General features: G+C 61.5%; 16 protein-coding genes. 7 read left to right on the forward strand and 9 right to left on the reverse strand.

Annotated features, from left to right (window positions below; genetic code table 11):
• The first annotated feature begins 19 nt into the window (after positions 1-19).
• Positions 20-2,149, forward strand: coding sequence for a type II secretion system protein (locus VGF98_00355; protein HEY1680077.1), 2,130 nt, complete (start codon positions 20-22; stop codon positions 2,147-2,149).
• Positions 2,150-2,173: 24 nt separating this feature from the next.
• On the opposite strand, the gene VGF98_00360 is transcribed toward VGF98_00355, so the two are convergent.
• The 5 genes from VGF98_00360 to VGF98_00380 form a co-directional block, all read right to left on the reverse strand.
• Positions 2,174-3,319, reverse strand: coding sequence for a choice-of-anchor tandem repeat GloVer-containing protein (locus VGF98_00360; protein ID HEY1680078.1), 1,146 nt, complete (start codon positions 3,317-3,319; stop codon positions 2,174-2,176).
• 171 nt (positions 3,320-3,490) lie between these two features.
• A complete protein-coding gene (locus VGF98_00365) occupies positions 3,491-4,237 on the reverse strand; it encodes an SDR family oxidoreductase (GenBank protein ID HEY1680079.1) in 747 nt (248 codons plus the stop codon).
• Positions 4,227-6,503: a bifunctional salicylyl-CoA 5-hydroxylase/oxidoreductase gene (locus tag VGF98_00370; GenBank protein HEY1680080.1), complete on the reverse strand. Its 2,277-nt coding sequence runs from the start codon at positions 6,501-6,503 to the stop codon at positions 4,227-4,229. The genes VGF98_00365 and VGF98_00370 overlap by 11 nt, the downstream gene beginning before the upstream one ends.
• A gap of 6 nt (positions 6,504-6,509) precedes the next feature.
• Positions 6,510-7,169, reverse strand: coding sequence for a class I SAM-dependent methyltransferase (locus VGF98_00375; GenBank protein HEY1680081.1), 660 nt, complete (start codon positions 7,167-7,169; stop codon positions 6,510-6,512).
• Positions 7,166-8,698 carry an NAD(P)/FAD-dependent oxidoreductase gene (locus VGF98_00380; GenBank protein ID HEY1680082.1) on the reverse strand — a complete coding sequence of 511 codons (1,533 nt, stop codon included), beginning with the start codon at positions 8,696-8,698 and terminating at the stop codon, positions 7,166-7,168. The genes VGF98_00375 and VGF98_00380 overlap by 4 nt, the downstream gene beginning before the upstream one ends.
• Positions 8,699-8,810: 112 nt before the next feature.
• On the opposite strand from VGF98_00380, the gene VGF98_00385 reads away from it, so the two are divergent.
• The 3 genes from VGF98_00385 to VGF98_00395 all read left to right on the forward strand — a co-directional run bounded on the left by VGF98_00385 (position 8,811) and on the right by VGF98_00395 (position 11,666).
• On the forward strand, positions 8,811-10,052 hold the full coding sequence (locus tag VGF98_00385) for an alkaline phosphatase family protein (GenBank protein HEY1680083.1): 1,242 nt from the start codon (positions 8,811-8,813) through the stop codon (positions 10,050-10,052).
• Between the two features lie 70 nt (positions 10,053-10,122).
• Complete coding sequence (locus tag VGF98_00390; GenBank protein HEY1680084.1) at positions 10,123-10,251, forward strand: DUF3311 domain-containing protein; 129 nt, start codon at positions 10,123-10,125, stop codon at positions 10,249-10,251.
• Positions 10,245-11,666, forward strand: a complete 1,422-nt coding sequence (locus VGF98_00395; GenBank protein ID HEY1680085.1) for a sodium:solute symporter family protein — start codon at positions 10,245-10,247, stop codon at positions 11,664-11,666. Before VGF98_00390 ends, VGF98_00395 begins: the two co-directional genes overlap by 7 nt.
• Here VGF98_00395 and VGF98_00400 read toward each other — a convergent pair.
• Positions 11,663-11,845: a CxxC-x17-CxxC domain-containing protein gene (locus VGF98_00400; protein HEY1680086.1), complete on the reverse strand. Its 183-nt coding sequence runs from the start codon at positions 11,843-11,845 to the stop codon at positions 11,663-11,665. The two genes, VGF98_00395 and VGF98_00400, sit on opposite strands and share 4 nt — an antisense overlap.
• A 231-nt stretch (positions 11,846-12,076) precedes the next feature.
• Between VGF98_00400 and VGF98_00405 the strand changes: the two genes are divergently transcribed.
• The 3 genes from VGF98_00405 (at position 12,077) to VGF98_00415 (ending at position 14,006) form a co-directional block, all read left to right on the forward strand.
• Positions 12,077-12,601, forward strand: coding sequence for a DNA-3-methyladenine glycosylase I (locus tag VGF98_00405; protein HEY1680087.1), 525 nt, complete (start codon positions 12,077-12,079; stop codon positions 12,599-12,601).
• Positions 12,602-12,610: 9 nt separating this feature from the next.
• Entirely contained in the window at positions 12,611-13,378 is a 768-nt protein-coding gene (locus VGF98_00410) for a hypothetical protein (protein ID HEY1680088.1), read from the forward strand.
• A 199-nt stretch (positions 13,379-13,577) separates the two neighbouring features.
• A complete protein-coding gene (locus tag VGF98_00415; GenBank protein HEY1680089.1) occupies positions 13,578-14,006 on the forward strand; it encodes a hypothetical protein in 429 nt (142 codons plus the stop codon).
• Positions 14,007-14,069: 63 nt separating this feature from the next.
• Here VGF98_00415 and VGF98_00420 read toward each other — a convergent pair whose 3' ends face one another.
• Genes VGF98_00420 through VGF98_00430 form a run of 3 tightly spaced genes read right to left on the reverse strand, consistent with a single transcriptional unit; the run spans position 14,070 to position 18,459 of the window.
• A complete protein-coding gene (locus tag VGF98_00420; GenBank protein ID HEY1680090.1) occupies positions 14,070-14,366 on the reverse strand; it encodes a hypothetical protein in 297 nt (98 codons plus the stop codon).
• 37 nt (positions 14,367-14,403) lie between these two features.
• A complete protein-coding gene (locus VGF98_00425) occupies positions 14,404-14,985 on the reverse strand; it encodes a TMEM175 family protein (protein ID HEY1680091.1) in 582 nt (193 codons plus the stop codon).
• A gap of 39 nt (positions 14,986-15,024) precedes the next feature.
• Complete coding sequence (locus VGF98_00430) at positions 15,025-18,459, reverse strand: TonB-dependent receptor (protein HEY1680092.1); 3,435 nt, start codon at positions 18,457-18,459, stop codon at positions 15,025-15,027.
• Positions 18,460-18,468 lie beyond the last annotated feature (9 nt).

An 18,468-nucleotide genomic window follows, 5' to 3' on the forward strand; every position in this document is an offset into this window, starting at 1 on the left:
TGAGGGTACTCCGTACAGTGTGGCGCGCAACGCTCAAGCCGGCTTCACACTGCTCGAAACCGTCGTCGCGGTTGCTATTATCGCAGTGCTGGCCGGCGTCGTCGTTTGGTCGCTGGCGCAGCGTCCGGCGGCCGCGTGGCAAGCGGCGAATGATTTCGATGCCGCCTTCGCTGCGGCTCGCGGAATCGCACAGACGCAAGGGAACGGCGCGACCCTCGCATTTCTACCGCGAGCCGGTGACAAGGGCGGCTTTACGTTGCGGGTATACGCCGGACGTCCGAACGGCCAAAGCGCGGTGGTGGCCGACAACGTGATGCCGGTCGATTCAACGTTCAGCGTTACCGAGGCTGGTTTGGGCAAACCGCCGTTTGCGCTCTTTCTTGGCGCATCCGATCATGTCAGCGGGCGCGCTCACTATCCGAAGGTCGACGGCGCGCATGTGACGTTCGCGACGATCGAGCGCGAGCCGGAATGTCCCGCGACCGGTTTTACATTGCGCTTCTTTTCGCCGGGACGCGCAGCGCTCACGCGACATCTCGCCTGCACCGTCTGGATCGCGACCGCTCCGCTCCCAAACCCATCGCCTACGCCCAACGTACCGATCGTCGTGCCGACGTCGCTAACGTATTTCTGGCCTACCGTTCGCGAGCAAACCTTCGACGCCAGCGAATGGGGCTACACCCATTGGTTTGCGACGACCGATGGTTTTCGTTGCGGCAACGGGGTGGCGACGTTTCCCGACGTATTGCCGTCCCCATATTCGCCGCCGTACGAAGAGAAAGAGGGCATCGCTACGCCGTCACCACCGCCCAACACGCCGTATTCGTATCCGAACTCGTTCGGGCAGGGCACCAACGACGCGCCGGCAGCGTTTCCGCTCGAGCCCAGCGCGGCCGGAACGTGTCGCGCGACCGTCACCGACGACTTCGGGCAAGGCGCTTCCACGAGCGTCGATGTGATGGGTTGGCTGACGGCAACCTACGCCGGGAAATCGTACGCACACGCCACGCAACCTGCGCTGCAGTTTCCGCGCGGGGCGTTGGCGCAACGCGGTGCGAGCGTACGCGTCGGCGCGAGCAAAACCTACGATGCTCAGCCGTTGCAACCGCAAGCGTACCTCGATCCGTTGTGCGCAAACTACCTTCGCATCGAAACGCAGCCTGGCAACACGCCGCAAATACCCTCGAAACAGCCGGCGACCGCGACGATCGTGTTGCACCTTTCTGCGACTCCGCCGTCGCCACTGCAATGCAGCGGTATCTTCTTCGATCAATATCCGGGTTCGCGCGAAGGCGAAGGCGTGCCGTTCGGTGCCATCCTCGGAGTCGCGCGAGCGGTAGAACTTTGGCCGCCCGCGATCGAGTTTGCAGCTTACGGGTCGTCGCTCGTGCAGGGCGCGCATTGTGTGGCGCGGCCATACTCGGGCGCGGAATTCCACGATCTTTCGAGCCCGCCACCGTGGTTGTCCGGGCTGGTCTCCCTCGACGGCAATGGATGTTACGACGGCAGCGCGTGGATCCGCGAGCCGGAGTCGCCGGGCGCATTCGATGTTTTGGCAGCGCAGAGTTTGTGTTTGACAAATGGGTCGCTGCAACGCGGCGGCTGGACTCCGGACAACCGTCGTCCCGGACCGGATGGGTTGGCGCTCGCAACACCGCAAGGCGGGCGACATGACGGCTCGGTATGCGGCGTCACGCTACGTGGGGATCCGAACGCGCCGAACGGCGGCGTCGTCGCAGTAGCGGCGCGCGTCGTTACGACATGTCCGGAAAAAGGCAACGCCTGGCTGGGGCCGCTCGACGGCATCTGTTACGACTTGTACGACGAGGTAACGGGGACGACCGAAAACGGCGGCTGGATCGAAGAGAGCAACGTCGGATTGTACGTGCCGCACGGTACCAGCGGTGACGCGTTGTATGAATGGATCGTGGGCGACGGTTCGTGTTATATCCAAACGCTATTGGGAACGCCGTTCGCAAATTGGACGACCATCCTCGGTAACGGCGATCCAACGCCGCCACCCGCGCCGTCACCCTCCCCAATTGCGAATTCGGCGGGATTCGGCGTCAACGACATCGCGCACGCTAGCGCACTCACGAACGCGCCGGATCCCAAGCCGACGCAGCCGCCCTCGCAAGATTGCAAATAGTTTATGCCGGACTTGAAACTAGCGCTACGGTGTAAAGCGATACAAGGTGCCGTCGCCGTTGCTGCCGCCGGCCGGAGCCGTGCCATACAGTTGGACGCCGATCGCTAAGAGTCTACCGAACGGTTCGCTACCGTCGCTGATGCCCCGGAAGCTGTACAGCGTCTTTTCCGCGCCCGACGCTGTGATCCGAAAGATCGCTCCCTCATTGTTTCTTCCGCCTTGGTAGGCCGGTCCATACAGCGCTCCGTGGTACGCGATCACTCCACTCATGGGAGCGGCACCATCGTTGCTTTGTTGACCGAAATTATAGATCGTTCCGCCACTGCCGGATGGGGAGATCGCGAACACGACGCCCTCGGCGTGCGTTCCGCCACCACTCGTCGTGCCAAAAAGCTTGCCGTGGAACGGCGTCACACCTGAGCAGAACGGATTCTTGCCATCCGTTCCGTTTCCGAAACTGTACAAAATCGCTTCACTTCCGGTGAGCGTCAGGGAATACACCGTGCCCCCGCCGTACGCGCCGCCGGTGGTGGTCGTTCCGTACAACTTTCCGTTCCACCATGTAAGACGCGATGCCGGAGACGAAGCATCGTTGGCGGTCGCTCCGAAGTCATAGACCGTTCGTTCTGTGCCGGATGGGTCGATCGCAAACACCACCCCGCTTCCGTGCGCGCCGCCGGATGTCGCCGTTCCGTAGATCGTCCCGTGAACGTCGATTAATCCGCCCTGAGGCGTCGCACCATCCGCGCCTCCGAACTGATGCACGATTGCGAACGCACCGTCGGGTGTAACCGAATACACCGAGCCGTCCAAATAGGCGGTCGTGCCGTACAATTTTCCGTGCCGCGAGAGCAGGCCGCCGTCGGGAAACGCAGCGGCACCATTTGCCGGAAACGCATACAGAACGCGCAACTTACCGCCCGTCGTCGATTCGTAGACGACTCCCGACGAACCGCTTCCACCTTGCGACGCTACGCCGTACAGCTTGCCGGATTGTTGTATTACCCCCGACGTCGCCACACTGCCGTCCGTAGCGCCGCTAAAATTATGCAGATCGCGAAGGGGCCGGCCCATCGCGTCTGCCTGCGCGGACGGCAATCCCGTCGCCGGAACGCCGATCGTCTGCGCGGACTGTGCGCAACCGGACAAGAGTATTGCAACCGCGCTCATACAGAGCGCGACATTCGTTGGTCGAGCGGCCTTCATAGTGTTCCCCGATCGTAGCGTGGCTTCGATCGATGCTAGCACGAGGCGAGCGGGCTCGTCGGCGGCGTTTCGTCACGACAGGTATCGGAAAATAGTCCCACCGGCGCCGGCGCGATCGCAGACCCTTTAGGCTAATTACGCCTCTGTAGAACCCGGAATGACGAGGGCGACGCCGGTGCGGTTGCCCTCGATCAGCCCTAGGACCGCAGAGGCCACCTCTTCGACCGACGCGATACGTCCCTCGGGATTATCGCGAGCTAGCCGCTCGCGCGCGTCTGCGACCGCGGCACCGGTATAGCGTACGACGTTGTCGACGGCGCGGTCGAGCATGTCGGTATCGGTGTAGCCCGGACAAATCGCGTTGCACGTGACGCCGGTACCGGCGTACTCGGCGGCAATCGCACGCGTCAGTCCGATCACGCCGTGCTTGCTCGCGCAGTAGGCGGCCAAGTACGCCGAACCTTGCAAGCCGGCGGTGCTGGCGACGTTGACGATCCGCGCCCAACCCGCCGCGACCATTTCCGGTGCGACCGCGCGCGAACAATAAAACGTTCCGTCCAGATTGACCGCGATCGACCGTCGCCACAGATCGTCGCCGGTGCGCGTCAGCGAGGCCGACTCCGCGACGCCCGCGTTGTTCACAAGGATTGCGACCGGACCGTAGCGCTCGCGACAACGATGCAACGCATCTTCGATTCCGCCGGCGTCGGTAACGTCGGCTTGGTGCCAATCGGTAGTGTCGCCGTCGGGTGGCGTACGCGACACGATGCTGACGTGCGCGCCATGCGAGCGCAATGCAGCAACGATGCCCGCGCCGATACCGCGCGCACCACCGGTGACGATCGCGTGACGGCCTGCGAGCGTCCGCGAATCAGACGACATTGGCGGCGGCCTGCTCGGCCGCGCGTTCGATTAGCCGCTCGAGTTGCTGTTTTCCGGGAACGTATTGCACCGGCCAATCGGCCTCGGCATATCCGAGTTGCGCGGCGGCGTGTAACGTCCAGAACGGATCGGCCAGATGCGGGCGTCCGAGCGCGACCAAATCGGCGCGTCCGGCGGCTAGGATTGCGTTGACCTGATCCGGTTCGGTGACGTTACCGACGGCCATCGTCGCGATGCCGATTTCGTTGCGAATGCGATCGGCGTAGGGCGTTTGGAACATCCGTCCGTAGACGGGTTTGGCATCCGGCGATGTCTGCCCGGTCGAAACGTCGATGAGATCGGCGCCGGCGAGCTTGAACGCGCGCGCGATTTCTACCGAGTCCTCGCCGGAAATTCCGCCCGCAACCCAATCGGTCGCCGAGATGCGCACGGAGATCGGTTTGTCTGCCGGCCACGCCGCGCGCACCGCGGTAAAGACTTCGAGCGGATATCGCAGGCGATTTTCGAGCGAACCACCATAGTCGTCGGTTCGTTGGTTTTGCAACGGCGTGATAAACGACGACAACAGGTAGCCGTGCGCGCAGTGCAGTTCGATCATGTCGAAGCCGGCGCGTTCGGCCATCTCGGTCGATCGTACGAAGGCGTCGCGAATTGCATCCATCTCCGCCCGGGTCAATTCGCGCGGCACCTGATTGACCGGTGCGTACGGAATCGCCGACGGCGCAACGAGTGGCCAGTTCTCATCGTCCGCGAGCGGTTGATCCATACCCTCCCACATCAGCTTGGTCGAGCCTTTCGGCCCCGAATGCCCTAGCTGCATGCAGATCTTTGCGTTCGAAAAGTGATGCACGAAATCGACGATCCGCTTCCACGCGCCAAGGTGTTCGTCGAGGTACATGCCGGCGCAGCCGGGCGAGATGCGGCCATCGCGTGTGACGCAGGTCATTTCGGTAAATAGCAGACCTGCGCCGCCCAGCGCGCGCGAGCCCAAATGGACCATGTGGAATTCGTTGGGCATACCGTCGACCGCGCTGTACATATCCATCGGCGAAACGACAACGCGGTTGCGTAGTGCGAGCCCACGCAAGAGCAGCGGCGCGAACATCGGCGGTATGGAGGCTCCGCCTGCGAACCAACGCTCGACACCCTCGACATACGTTGTATCGCGCAGGCGCAGGTTTTCGTGACCGATTCGTTGGCTGCGCGTCAGCAGGCTATAGGCGAATTGCTCGGGTGGCAAAGCAGCGTAGCGGGCCACGTTTTCGAACCACTCGGTCGAGTTACGCGCCGCATTCTGTAATTTCAGAACTTCGAGCTTACGAACGTCCTCGTAGGCGCGAAGCGCGTCTTCCAAACGACCATTTGCGGTCTGCAAAGAATCGGCGAGGCCGATCGCATCCTCCATCGCGAGTTTGGTACCGGAACCGACCGAAAAATGCGCCGTGTGGGCGGCGTCGCCCATCAGCACGACGTTCTCGTGAATCCAGTGCTCGTTGCCGACACGTGTAAAGTTGAGCCAATCGCGTCCGCGCAGGTGCGCGCTATTGGTCATCAGTTTGTGACCGTGGAGGTACCGGGCGAACAACTCTTCGCAGAACGCGACGGTCTCGGCGGAATCGAACTTGTCGAGACCGTGCGCCAGCCACGTCTCTTCGCGACATTCCACGATGAACGTGCTAAGATCGCGGTCGAAGCGGTAGGCGTGAACGGTGAACCAGCCGTGTTCGGTCTTTTCGAAAATGAACGTGAAGGCGTCGAGCGGCAACGTCGTGCCGAGCCACACGAAGCGGCATAAGCGCGTGTCGAGGTTGGGCTGAAAGGTCGACGCGTAGGTATTGCGGATGCGGCTGTTGATGCCGTCGGCAGCGATCAGCAGATCGCAGTCGCGATAGGCCGAAACGTCGGCGACGTCGATTTCGAAGTGCAGGTCGACCCCGACTTCGGCCGCGCGGCGTTGTAAAATTCCGAGCAGCTCTTTACGCGAGATCCCACAGAATCCGTGGCCGCCCGAGGCGATCGTCCGTCCGGCGAAGTGAACGTCGATGTCGTCCCAGTGCGCGAACGCTTCGGTGATGGCGCGATGCGTCGGCTCGTCGGCGGCGCGCAGATTGCCGAGCGTCGCGTCCGAGAACACGACGCCCCAGCCGAACGTGTCGAGCGGGCGATTGCGTTCGATGACGCGGATGTCCCAATCCGGAAACCGGCGCTTGGCCAGAATCGAAAAGTACAGGCCGGCCGGTCCGCCCCCGACGCAGTTGATCCGCATCCGCGGTTAGTGCTTGCGCGCGATGAGCACGCCGTCGCAGAGGGTGATGAGCGACACGTCGACCCGCCGGTCGACCGCGGCCTTGGCGTTGAGCGCGCGCATCGCCACCGTCCCGGTGCCGTTCTGCGAAAGATCGGCGACGTCGCCGCTCTGCAGCGCGTTGTCGACCAGAATCAAACCGCCGGGGCGCAGGGCTTCCAATGCCAGTTCGTAGTAGGCGTCGGTGTTGACTTTATCCGCATCGATGAACGCCATGTCGAAGGGCTCGACACCGTCGGCTAATAGTTCGCGCAGCGTCTCAAGCGCCGGCCCGATATGTAAGTCGATCTTTTCGGCGACGCCGGCCTTCTGCCAATAGCGGCGCGCGACCGCGGTGTACTCCTCGCTCACATCGCACGCGACCACGCGACCGTCGTCGGGTAATGCCAACGCGACGGCCAGCGAACTATAACCGGTAAAGACGCCGATTTCGAGATAGCGTTTCGCGCCGATCGCCCTCGCCAGCAGCTGCATGAAGGCGCCCTGATCGGCGCCGATCTCCATTACCGCATTGGGTAGATTGTCGGTTTCACGGCGCAGTTCGGCCAAGATCGGGTGTTCTCGAACCGTCGTTTCGAGGATGTACTGCTGTACCGATTGGTCGACGAATTCGCTCTTGCCGATCATGCTGCCGCTCCGTTTTCTGCTTTCGCTAAATCCTCGAGTATTGCAATCGCCGCACGCTTGCCGGGAAAGCCGCTGACGCAGCCACCAGGGTGCGCGCCCGAGCCGCACAGATACAGGTTGCGCACCGGCGTGCGCGTGGCGAAACGATGTTCGTAAATTTGTCCTGGCACGAGTTCTCCGTGAAAGATGTGTCCGCCGGTCAATCCGAAGCGTGCTTCGAGATCGGGCGGCGCGAGGAGTTGACGCGCTTCGATCGCGTTCGGCAGATTGGGTGCGAGGCGGCCCAGGATCGCAACGATCCGGTCGGCGGCTTCTTCGCGCTTGGCGTGCGTCCAACCATCGGCGCGGTCGTACGGAAAATACTGGGCAAAAATCGACAAAATGTGTTTGCCGGGCGGCGCCAGCGACGGGTCGGTCGGTGTTTGCAAGAAACACTCTATTAACGGCGAGACGCTCGCACCTTCACGCGCTCCGTCTTGAAACGCGCGCTGGAGGTAGTCGATCGACGGGGCAACGTGGATCGTCGCGCGATGATGCGGCTGGGGGTCGGCGCCCGGACGCGCGGTGAAATTCGGAAGTTCGCCCAGCGCTAGGTTCAGTTTCAAGGATGGCCCGGTGGTCTTCCAATCGAGCACTTTGGCGACGAACTGCGCCTCCAGGGCCGACGGGTCGACCATCTCGAGAAACGTTGTGTGCGGATGCGCGTTGCTGGCGATCGTGCGGGCGCCGAACTCGGTGCCGTCATCGAGTGCGACGGCGACCGCGCCATCGTCATAGGTGACGATGCGTTCGACATTGGATTCGATTCGGATTTCGGCGCCGTGATTGCGCGCGACGTCGGCCAGCGCGCGCGTGATGCTGCCCATACCACCCCGTACGTAGGCCCATGCGCCCTGGACGCCGAGGATTCGGCCCGCAAGATGGTGCGCGAGCACGTAGCCGGTACCGGGATCGCGCGGGCCAAGGTTGGTGCCGATCAATCCATCATTCACGAGTTCGGCTTGAATGACCGGCGTCCGAACGTAGCGTTCGACGAGTTCGGCGGCCGAGCCGCGCAATAGCGCCTGCGTATCGTCGTCGAACCGGTCGAAACGCGGTTCGGCGTCCGAGAACGAATCGAACAGCGCCCGCCCGGCGCGCTCGACGCGCTCTCCGTAGGCTTCGAATCCGGCGATATCGCCCGAGTCGAACTTCGCTATTTCGCGAGCGTTAGATGCGGCGTCGGTTCCGAACAGCAGAGAACGGCCGTCTTCGAGCGGCGTGAACGCGTACGGATCCTTACGATAGAATTCGAAGCCGTGCGCTCGCAGATCCAGTTCGTCGACCAGCCATGGGTCGAACAGACTGCACACGTAGGACGCCGCCGACACGGTGTATCCCGGCCAGACCGATGCGTCGCTGACGGCGGTCCCGCCGATGACATCGCGCGCCTCTAACACCAATACCGAACGGCCAGCTTTGGCCAATAAGGCGGCGCAAACCAAGCCGTTATGTCCCGCGCCGACGATCACCGCATCGTAGGTGGTCATGCAGCCGGGATACGACCCGGTGCAAACCTTCTCATCTAGCCGGTGGGCCGGGGACCCGCGCTGTGGCAGCGAATCCGTCGGCCTACGTTTCGCTATTGACCTGAGGAGCGCCATGATGATTCGTTCGCGCATGCTTCGAGTGGCTTTCGGACTCGGCATTGCCACCGCGCTCGTAAGCGGGTGCGGCGCGCCATCCAGTGAGTCGGTGCCGCTGCTATCGTCCTCTTCCGCGCACGTTGTTAAACCGCAAGCGGCGCAAGCGATTCAAAACGTTATCGTTATCGTTCAGCAGCATCGAAGTTTCGACAATGTGTTCGCGGGTTTTCGCGGCGCCGATGCGCCGATGTATGGCCTCGAGCACAATGGAAAACGCGTCTCGTTACGACCCATCCGCCTGGAGAGCGTGCCATCGTGCGGTGACGGCGAATTTTCGAACTACTTCGATACCGTCTATAATAAAGGCCAGATGAACGGGTGGGATTTGGTCGATGCAAAAGATCCTACGTGCCCATACACTCGCATCGTCCGCAACGAGGTCAAACCGTATTGGGACCTCGCGAAGCGGTATGCTTTGGCAGACCACATGTTTGCATCGACGCGATACGAATCGTTCGTCGACTCGATCTACCTGGTCGCCGGAACAACCAAGTTACAAGCCAATACGTATGCGGCCGGAGCGCCGAGCAAAGAACCGTGGGGTTGCGACGCCCCGGCCGGTACGACAACGCCCATTCTGAAAAACGGAAAAATCGAACTTGGCGGACCATTTCCGTGTTTCACGCAGTTTCCGACCATCGCGGACTTGCTCGACAAGGCCGGGGTCGGATGGAACGTCTATACCGACCGGCCGACGAGCTCATTGCCGTTCGACCCCTTCGAGGCGATGAAGGCCGTACGCGAAGGCCCGGACTGGACCGCCGACACGAGCTCGCCCGCATCGAACGTTCTCAACGATCTCGACTCTGGTGCACTGCGGCCGGTGTCGTTCGTCCTCTCGCCCGTTCGAGATTCGGACTATCCGGGTAACGGCGGCGGACCCAAGTGGGTGCAACGCATCGTCGAGCACGCGCAGAAAAGCCGCTATTGGCAGCATCTGGCGATCGTCGTCGTATGGGATGATTTTGGCAACGGCTCGTTCTACGACAACGTCCCTCCAGCCATCCTCGACCCAATGGGACTCGGCTTTCGCGTCCCATTGTTGGTGATATCGCCGGCCGTCAAACACGGCTACATTTCGCGCACGCAATACGAGTACGGTAGCATCTTGAAATTTATCGAAGTCAACTGGAATCTCGGAACTCTGCGTGCGACAGACGAACGCGCGACCAGCATCCGCGACATGTTCGACCGATAGCGGCATTATAATAAACCGTCTACTTCGCATCCTACTGGCGGGGATTCCGATCGCCGCGCTGTCGGTCGCGGTGCCATTCGTTAACCACGTCGAGCCACGGGTGCTCGGTTTGCCATTCGTGTTGGCGTGGATTGCCTGGTGGGTTGTGGTGACACCGGCGTTCTTGTGGACGCTCGGACGGATCGAACGGCATTGGTAATCTCGCTATCGATCGTCGCCTTCATAGTGCTCGCGACCATCGCTTTTGCTCTGGTAAGCGTGCGGCGTTTCCGCATGGACCCGCAGCAGTATCTGGTCGGCGGACGTTCGTTCGGGACCGCATTCCTATGGGTGCTGATGGCGGGTGAGATCTACACCAGCTTCACGTTTCTGGGAATGGCCGGCTGGACGTATAGCCTCGGCGCTCCAGCCTACTACATCTTAGCGTACGGCACGTGCGGCTTCGTCATCGGATATTTTTTACTCCCGGCGATTTGGCAGGTCGCTAAAGACCGCAACCTGCTGACCGGGGCGGACTTTTTCGCCGACCGCTATTCGAGCCGCGCGCTGGGAGTCGGCGTCGCGGCAATGCAGTTCATCACGATCGTTCCCTACGTTACGCTGCAGCTGAGCGGTTTGCAAACGTTGCTGCACCTCGCCGGCTACGGACGCATCGACGGCATCGCAGCCGCGTGCGTGGCGTTTCTGCTAATTGCCGGATTCGTGTTTACGGCCGGTTTGCGCGGCACGGCATGGGCGAGTTTGATCAAAGACACGCTGGTCTTGGCGGCGGTCGCGTTCGCGGGCATCGCTATTCCAATTCGGTTTTTCGGCTCGCCGGCAGGGGCGATCGACCGGGTGCTGGCGGCGCATCCGCATCTGCTGACGCTCCCACCTTTGACGGCGCCGCACGGCGGCATATGGTACGTGACGACGGTTCTTCTCACGTCGATCGGATTCTTCATGGGACCGCACACGATGAACGCGGTCTATAGCGCTCGCTCCGGAGAGGCGTTGCGACGCAATGCCGCCCTGCTTCCCATCTATCAGTTGCTGTTGCTGCTGGTGTTGTTTGCCGGCTTGACTGCAATCGTGCTGGTGCCGGGTTTAACCGGCGCGCGGGTCGACCAGTCGTTCGTGCTGGTCGTCGCGCACTATTATCCACCGTGGGTGTTGGGATGTGTCGTCGGTGCAGGCGCATTGGCGGCACTGGTTCCGGCCAGCGCCATCTTACTCGGCGCGGCGGGAACGTTCGCCAAAGACGTGCTCGGCGCGTTCGCCATCGCGACGGCCGATGCTGCGCGCGTGCGGGCCACGCGCATCTCGGTCGCGGCGATCGCAGTGGCGGCGCTGATCTTTTGGTTAACCGAGCAACGCACGCTGGTCGAGCTGCTGTTGATCTATTACAACGCGGTGACGCAGCTGATGCCGGGCATGGTGGCCGCATTCGTGTGGCCGCGCGCGACCGCGTGGGGCGTGGCAGCAGGAATAAGCGCCGGACTTATCCTCGCGCTTATTCTCTCGCAGTGCGGCATTGCACCCTGGGGTATCAATGCCGGATTCCTCGGCCTTCTCCTCAACGTCGCGGTGCTCGTCGCCGTCTCCCTGGCGACGCCGCGGGGGGTTACGGTTTAGCCGAAGCTCGGTCGCGACGCGAAGCAGTCGCGGCAATACACGGGCTTGTCGCCACGCGGATTGAACGGCACCTCAGCGACGCCGCCACACTGGCTGCATGTCGCAGTAAACATCTCGCGCGGACGTCCGCCGCCGGCACGATCGCCGCCACCGCCCCCACCCGGGCTATTAGAACGCATTGCCTTGCGTGCCTGACGGCAGTCTTGGCAGCGATTGGGCTTGTTTTGAAAACCTTTTTGCTCGTAAAAGCGCTGCTCGCCTGAGGTAAACGCGAACTCTCGCCCGCAGTCCACGCAATTGAGCATTTCATCTGTGTACACGAACCGAGTCTCCCCTTTTGCGGTTAATCTGCTGCGAGGTTTGCGACCTTTCCGGCATGAGTCCTTCCGCTCCGGCGCAAAGGGCGCAGCATGTCCGTTCCCGAGATTCCGGAGGTCGTCAACCCCTCCGGTGCGGCCGACTATCTAGAGGTTATCACGCGTGCGGTTTTCCAGGCGGGCGTGCGCTGGAAGCAGATCGCAGACAACTGGGACGCGTACCGGCTGGCGTTCGAGTCGTTCGACCTGCGGCGCGTCGCCGCGTATAACGATCTCGACCTCGAACGTGTGCTCGGAACCCCCGGTATCCTTCGCATGCGACGAAAAGTAGCGGCGACCGTGGCCAACGCTCGCGCGCTAGCAGAAATCGAGCGCGAATTCGGGGGAATTCCGGAGTATCTCCACGCGTTTACCGAGTACGACGCTCTGGCGGCCGACATCCGGCGCCGCTTCGCTTTTATGGGCGAAATGAACGTATGGTACTTTCTGTTTCGCATCGGGGAGCCGGTGCCGCGCTTCGAGAACTGGGTGGACACCATTCGCGGAGATCATCCACGGATGTACGATATGGTTTTACAGGCGCGCGCCGCTGGGCGTTCGCCGGAACGAGGAGAATAACACGTGCGAATGAGCGGCGTACCGTCCGCCATGGTGTTGGCATTTGTCATCGCCGGCCTCACGGCGCAAACCCCCGCCCCCCCAGACACCGGAAGCGCGGCGCCGGTCACACTTCCCACGAAGCCGCTGCGCTCGCTGGAGTACAATTTTACGGTCGACTATCAACAGAACGGCGAAGGCCACACCGGTGACATTGGAACCGGCGGCAGCGGCGTCCGTTCGGCGTTGAACGGCATCGGCAGAAACGGCGTACTGAATGCGGATGTCATGGGCATGGCCAAAGACGGGGCGTTAGTGATTCGCGTGTCGGAATGGCTGCAAGAACAACCGCGCCCGAGCCAGCCCTATTTATGCGCGGCATATCCGAACGGCAGCGTAGTCTGCCCCGAGCAATTGGACGTCACCGACGCGGAGAATGAGTTGATGACGTTCTTGGGCCGGGGCTTTTACGACGCGACCTTGGTGGACGCTCAACATCAATGGAAGCGCGCCTATTCCAACAAGAACGTCGCGATCGCATCGACGTTCACGATAATCGGAGCGCCAGACGCCAACCCCCTGACGATTACGGAAGATTCGGAAATCACGTCGCAGACCGGCGCCTTTCATAATTGGAAAGACAACGCGCGCCTCACGTACGATCCGGATCTCGAGGTTCCAATCAAGATCCACGACATGGCCCTCCAGCAGGGTCGCGGTAACACGTCGGTTCAGACTACAATGGATTTCCAACTTACCAAAGATTCGTTTGCCAAACCGGCTCCTCCGGCTCACTAATCACACTTTGCGAGTAGGCTAAAACCCCTACACCACCGCATTTATTCCCAACAGGGCCAACTGGTACAGAATTATAGTACCGGTTGGACCGTTGACGTGTTGAGACCAATATTTTCGGGTAAGCCGTGAGTACGTCAATAGACCCTTAGGGGCTACCGACGTTGCTACCTTATTTCTAGGAACATTGGGGAGAATCAACATGAATCAACGAGTGAACCCAGTTCGCTTCGTACTCGCGCTAGCGGTTCTCGCATTGTCTGCCGCAGGCTGCTCGGGTGGATCGCCGTCGAGCGCGCAGTACACGCCCACTTCCACGGGTGCGGCACAGACGCCGGCGGGTGTTACGGTCAGCCCGGATAAGAATAAAGTTCAGATCGTTTCGAGCTGCGGAACGCATATCAAGATCGTGGTGCTCGGATTCCAAACGTGCCGGTTCCACGAACCGGGCTACACCGGATCGTTCAACGTCACCGACCACACCAACGGATTAATTGGCATCTCGCCCGCGAGCGGCGACAAGAAAACGCTCTTCACCGTCAGCGCGCTTTTGGTGGGCAGCGGTTATTTCTTAGTCGAAGACAGCAACGGCAAGAAGCTGAGAGTTCACGTCAAAGTAACATTGGTGTAACCGGACACACCCCGGCCCAACCGTCGAAGGCCCGCTTAACCGCGGGTCTTCGTTTTGGATGCGCTACGGCTCGATACGGCGGGTCTTGAATCCCACGTTGCGCATCGCCGCCACGAACTGCTGGGGCGATAGATAGCCCTCACGGCCGTCGAGCTGATTGAGCGTGTCCCAAAAATCGCTTCGCGTTTCGTCGTCGATCAGATCCAGGAATGTTAGGATGCGCGCGCCGGCCTCATGCTGTGCCCGCTCGAAATGGTTCTGCACGTCCAGCGTCGGGCCGCTCCAGCCGCACGAACAGATAAACTGGTCTTTCTCATTCGAGCCGTAGACCGGACGATGCTCGACGTCGGAATTTAGCATCGCCCCGCCTTCTGCTTCTCCACAAGTTGTCCGCTTCTCATCGCCGCGATTCGAGATAGCGTGCGATGCGGCGGTCGGGAACGAGCCACATCATCGCGACGATCGCATACATCGCATCGGCCAGCCACACGTTGATGAACGCCAAGCAGATGCCCGCGATGTAGAGCACCAGCGCCATCTTACCCTTCGCGTCGTCGCCGATGGCCTTTCGAAGCTCCGACTCGTCTCCTTGCGATGCGACGACGACGTTCTGCATGAGCACCCACGACATGGCGCACGCCAACAGCGACACGCCGTAGACCGCGGTCGGGACGGCGTCATGATCGTGATTGCCGAGCCATGCGGTGGTAAATGGTACCAACGAAAGCCAGAACAGCAGGTTGAGATTCGACCACATGATTCCGCCGTTGACCCGCTGCACCAACTGGAAAAAATGATGATGGTTGGCCCAGTAGATCGCGACGTATACGAAGCTGAGCAGGTAGCACAGCATCTGCGGCACCAGCGCCGATAAGTCGTGAAACGAGGCGCCCAGGGGTGCCTTTATTTCGAGCACCATGACCGTGATGATTACGGCGATGACGCCGTCGGTGAACGCGGTGAGCCGTTCGGGTTTCATACGTTACGCCGTAGGTACGACGCAACGCCGTGCGCGGCCTTACTCGGGCGGGGGTGACCCTGCAGGGCGCGGCGGACGCGGCGGCCGTACGAAGTAGAGGCCGAGTGACGGCGTGTAGTTCATCGCCGGGACGTCCTTGCCGTCGAAGTTTTTGGTCTTGAGTTCGTCGGGGGTAGTCGCAGCGACGCGCCCGCACTGCACGATCGCACCGAATACGGTCGGGTCGCTAGGCTGCAACTCGTACCACGTTCCGCCGGCTGCGGTATGCGCGGTGATCGTCCAGGTCGGCGCTTTGCCGTGCGAGGTAAAGTAGGCGTTCAACTCGTTGAGTGCTTGCGTCGCAAGATTCTTCGCATCGCCGGTACATGAGTCGCTCGCGCGCACTTCGAAGGGCGTTTTGGGCGGCGTGGCCGGCAGTTTGTACACGCGGAATGATTCTTGTCCGGCTTGCTGCTGGCGAGCGACGAAGTACAAGCCGACCGCCGGCATAAAGTCGAGTTGCGGTGCGAAGAACAGCGTCGTTTGCGGCGCGTAGAGTTTGAGCGACGTTACGTCGGCGGCGCGTGCGATGTGCAATGCAAAGCAGCCGGCCAGCGCGCGCAAGCGCGTCGTACTCTTGGGCACGATCGACAACGCGTAGGTCGAGCCAAGGCCGTGATACGTTACGGATGCGTCGGGTAGGTCGGGCGCAGATAGCGTCGCGGGATACCCAGCGTTAGTCTTCGCCGCTTCGATGCGCGCAACATACGCTTTCAACTCGCCGGATAGCGCTGTGGCTTTCGATCTGTCGTCGGAGCTGCAACGCGTCTGATCGGCGATCAGGCCGAGCGGATCGGCCGGCGGTGAGGTCGGCAACGGTGCGAAGAACGGCCGATTACCGGAACCGCCATTGCCGCTCGGCGGACCCGCTCCCGGAGGCGGCCCTCCGCCGGGGGGTCCGCCGCCGGGACCGCCACCAAATCCGCCGCCGCCAAATCCGCCACGTCCGCCGCCGCGATTGCGTACGGGATTATACGCCGACGATGATTGCGAACTGACCGCGCCCGGCCCGAAGCGCGCGCTATAGGTGAGCGAAATCTGACTCGGCTGGATCGGCCGCGCCATTGTCGGGACCAGATAACCGGCTAACGTCGTATACGGCACGGCGTTTTTCGGCGTCGAGAAGATGCCGGCATAGGTGTTGGTAATATTGCTGGCGGCAAACGTCAGCGTTCCGAAGTTGAGCGACGCGGTCACGCCGGCGTCATAGGTTGTGTAGGCCGGCAAGTTGTTGGGATTGTTGCGGCCGGTGTACTGCGCGTCGGCCAGCCATTCGAAGATCGAGTGCGGCGCTTTGTAATCGAGAACGACGCCCGCGCGTTGCATCGGTTGATTCGGCAGCTGCAAGCCCGACAACACGATCGAATACGGATTGTTGAGATACGGCGAGTTGGAGAATGCTTGCGACTGAATAAGATTGTAGAACGGCTGCACGACCAAACCGCCGAAGGTCGCGTAACCGGTAAGTTCGGCGCCCTGATAGATTCGCTTGATTCCCGAGATCGGCGTCGAAAAATACAGTTGCGCGGCCTGCAGCGGCGTGTTGGATTTTAAATTGCAGCCGGCCGCGGAATCGAACAGTTCCTGGGCTTGTTGCAGATACCCGACCGGTAGTAACCCTTGCTGCGCGAGCACGGTGCCGTTGACATCGACCGGCAGCAACACGCCGGCTTGGATTTGCCGGTAGAGTTGCACCGAGACGTTGCCGCCCTTAAACGTTCGCGTGTAGCCGGCGCGATACGAAATGGAAGAACTCGGGCCGGGATTGTCGCCCGGCGCCTGTCCGTAGGCGGTGTCTTGAGCCGGCGTGCCCGCGCACGTAAAGCGTAGCGAGGCCGGATCGCTCAGGATTTGCGAACGGCCCATCGTGGCCGCGACACCACCCAACGAATACGAAGCGTTGTACGTATCGACGGTCGTCGGCCTCCACGTCGCCGCTATGCTGCCCAACGCGGTGACGCCGCCCGAACCCGTGCCCGTGCTCAATCCGAGGGAATCCGAAAGCGTGAGTTTGTCGCTGGAATGGATCGTGTCGGTAGCGCTGAGAGCGTCGTAGCTCGTGTTAAACCCGCCGAAATAATACTGCGCAGACTGCTCGATCAACGGCGTGGTGACGTTCTGCGAGGTCGAACCGTAGGCTTGGATCGAGATGGTGTGGCGCTGTTGGGCCGGCAGCGTCGCGCTAACCGAAAAGCCTTTGGTACTCATCAGGGTGTCGAACGCGTTCGGCTGATTGTCGGGAATCGGATACGGTCCGGTCGAGATATCGACGTAGCGTTCGAGTTCGTCGAGCGACATTTTCGAAACGGTCGAATACAGCGTTCCTTGCAGTTCGGTGGCGCCGACCAGCGCGTTGTCGGTAAGCGCATACAGCTGCGTGCTGCTATCGCTGCTATTGTTGGGGCCGTAGCCGCACGGCAGTGCGGGCGGCGCACCTTCGCGCAAACAGACGATGTTGGTGTCCCGCGTCGAATTGAGGAACGTTCCGGTGATCGACTGCGAATCGCCGAACTCGTAACGCGCTTTGAAGAGATTGCCCGAGACTTCACTGTCGCCGTCGTGGTTGTATTCGAGCCCGCTGCCGTCGAGATAATACTCCCCGTCGATTAGAGACGGCGTCTCGCGATACACGGTCTGCGCCGCGACGCCGAGTTTCCCGACCGAACCGCTCTCTGCGAACGAATAGTTGTATTTACCGTAACTTCCGGCCGAGAAGCTCGCCTGCGACATCCAACTGAGCGTCGGCTGCAGCGTGCTAAAGTTGACCGAGCCGCCCAGCCCCCCGAGCGTCGCACCTTGGCGGACCGACGCTCCCGAAAACAAGTCGGTCGCGAACGCGCCGAGGTTGCCGGCAGTGCCGGGCGCATTGAGCGGAATGCCATCGAGCGTGAGCGCGGTTTGACTCGCGTCGTGACCTTCGAGGGAGACGGTCTGCGTTGCGTCACTATCGTCGCTGCTGGTGGTAACGCTGACGCCAGAGAGTTTGTTCAGCGCGCCGGCCAGATCGTCGGAGAGGCGGCGCTGCGCCGAGTTTTGATCGATCGACGTCGATGAAATGACGACCGATGCTTTTACCTGGACGGTTCCGATAACTTTGAGATTGCCGGTGTCCCCTTCGAGCGCCATCGTCACGGTGACCACTCGGCCGTCGAGGACTTCAAACGACTCCGACGTCAGGCTATGGTAGCCGCGTTTGACGATGCGTGCGCGATAGATGCCGTCGGGAACTTCGGTGAAGATGACCTTGCCGTTGGTGCCGGTCAACTCAGACGTGATGACCGCGCCATCGAGAAGCACGCGCGCCAACCCGACCGGCTGCTTGGTTTGCGCGTCGGTAACGACGATCGAAATCTGGCCCGAATCGGACTGTGCGATCGCCGGAAGACCGGCTAAGGCGAGGCATGCGGCAAAGGCCGCGGCGATTATTCGACGCATCGTGGCGCG

The organism is Candidatus Tumulicola sp., from assembly GCA_036490475.1.
In the GTDB taxonomy this organism is placed as follows: Bacteria; Vulcanimicrobiota; Vulcanimicrobiia; order Vulcanimicrobiales; family Vulcanimicrobiaceae; genus Tumulicola.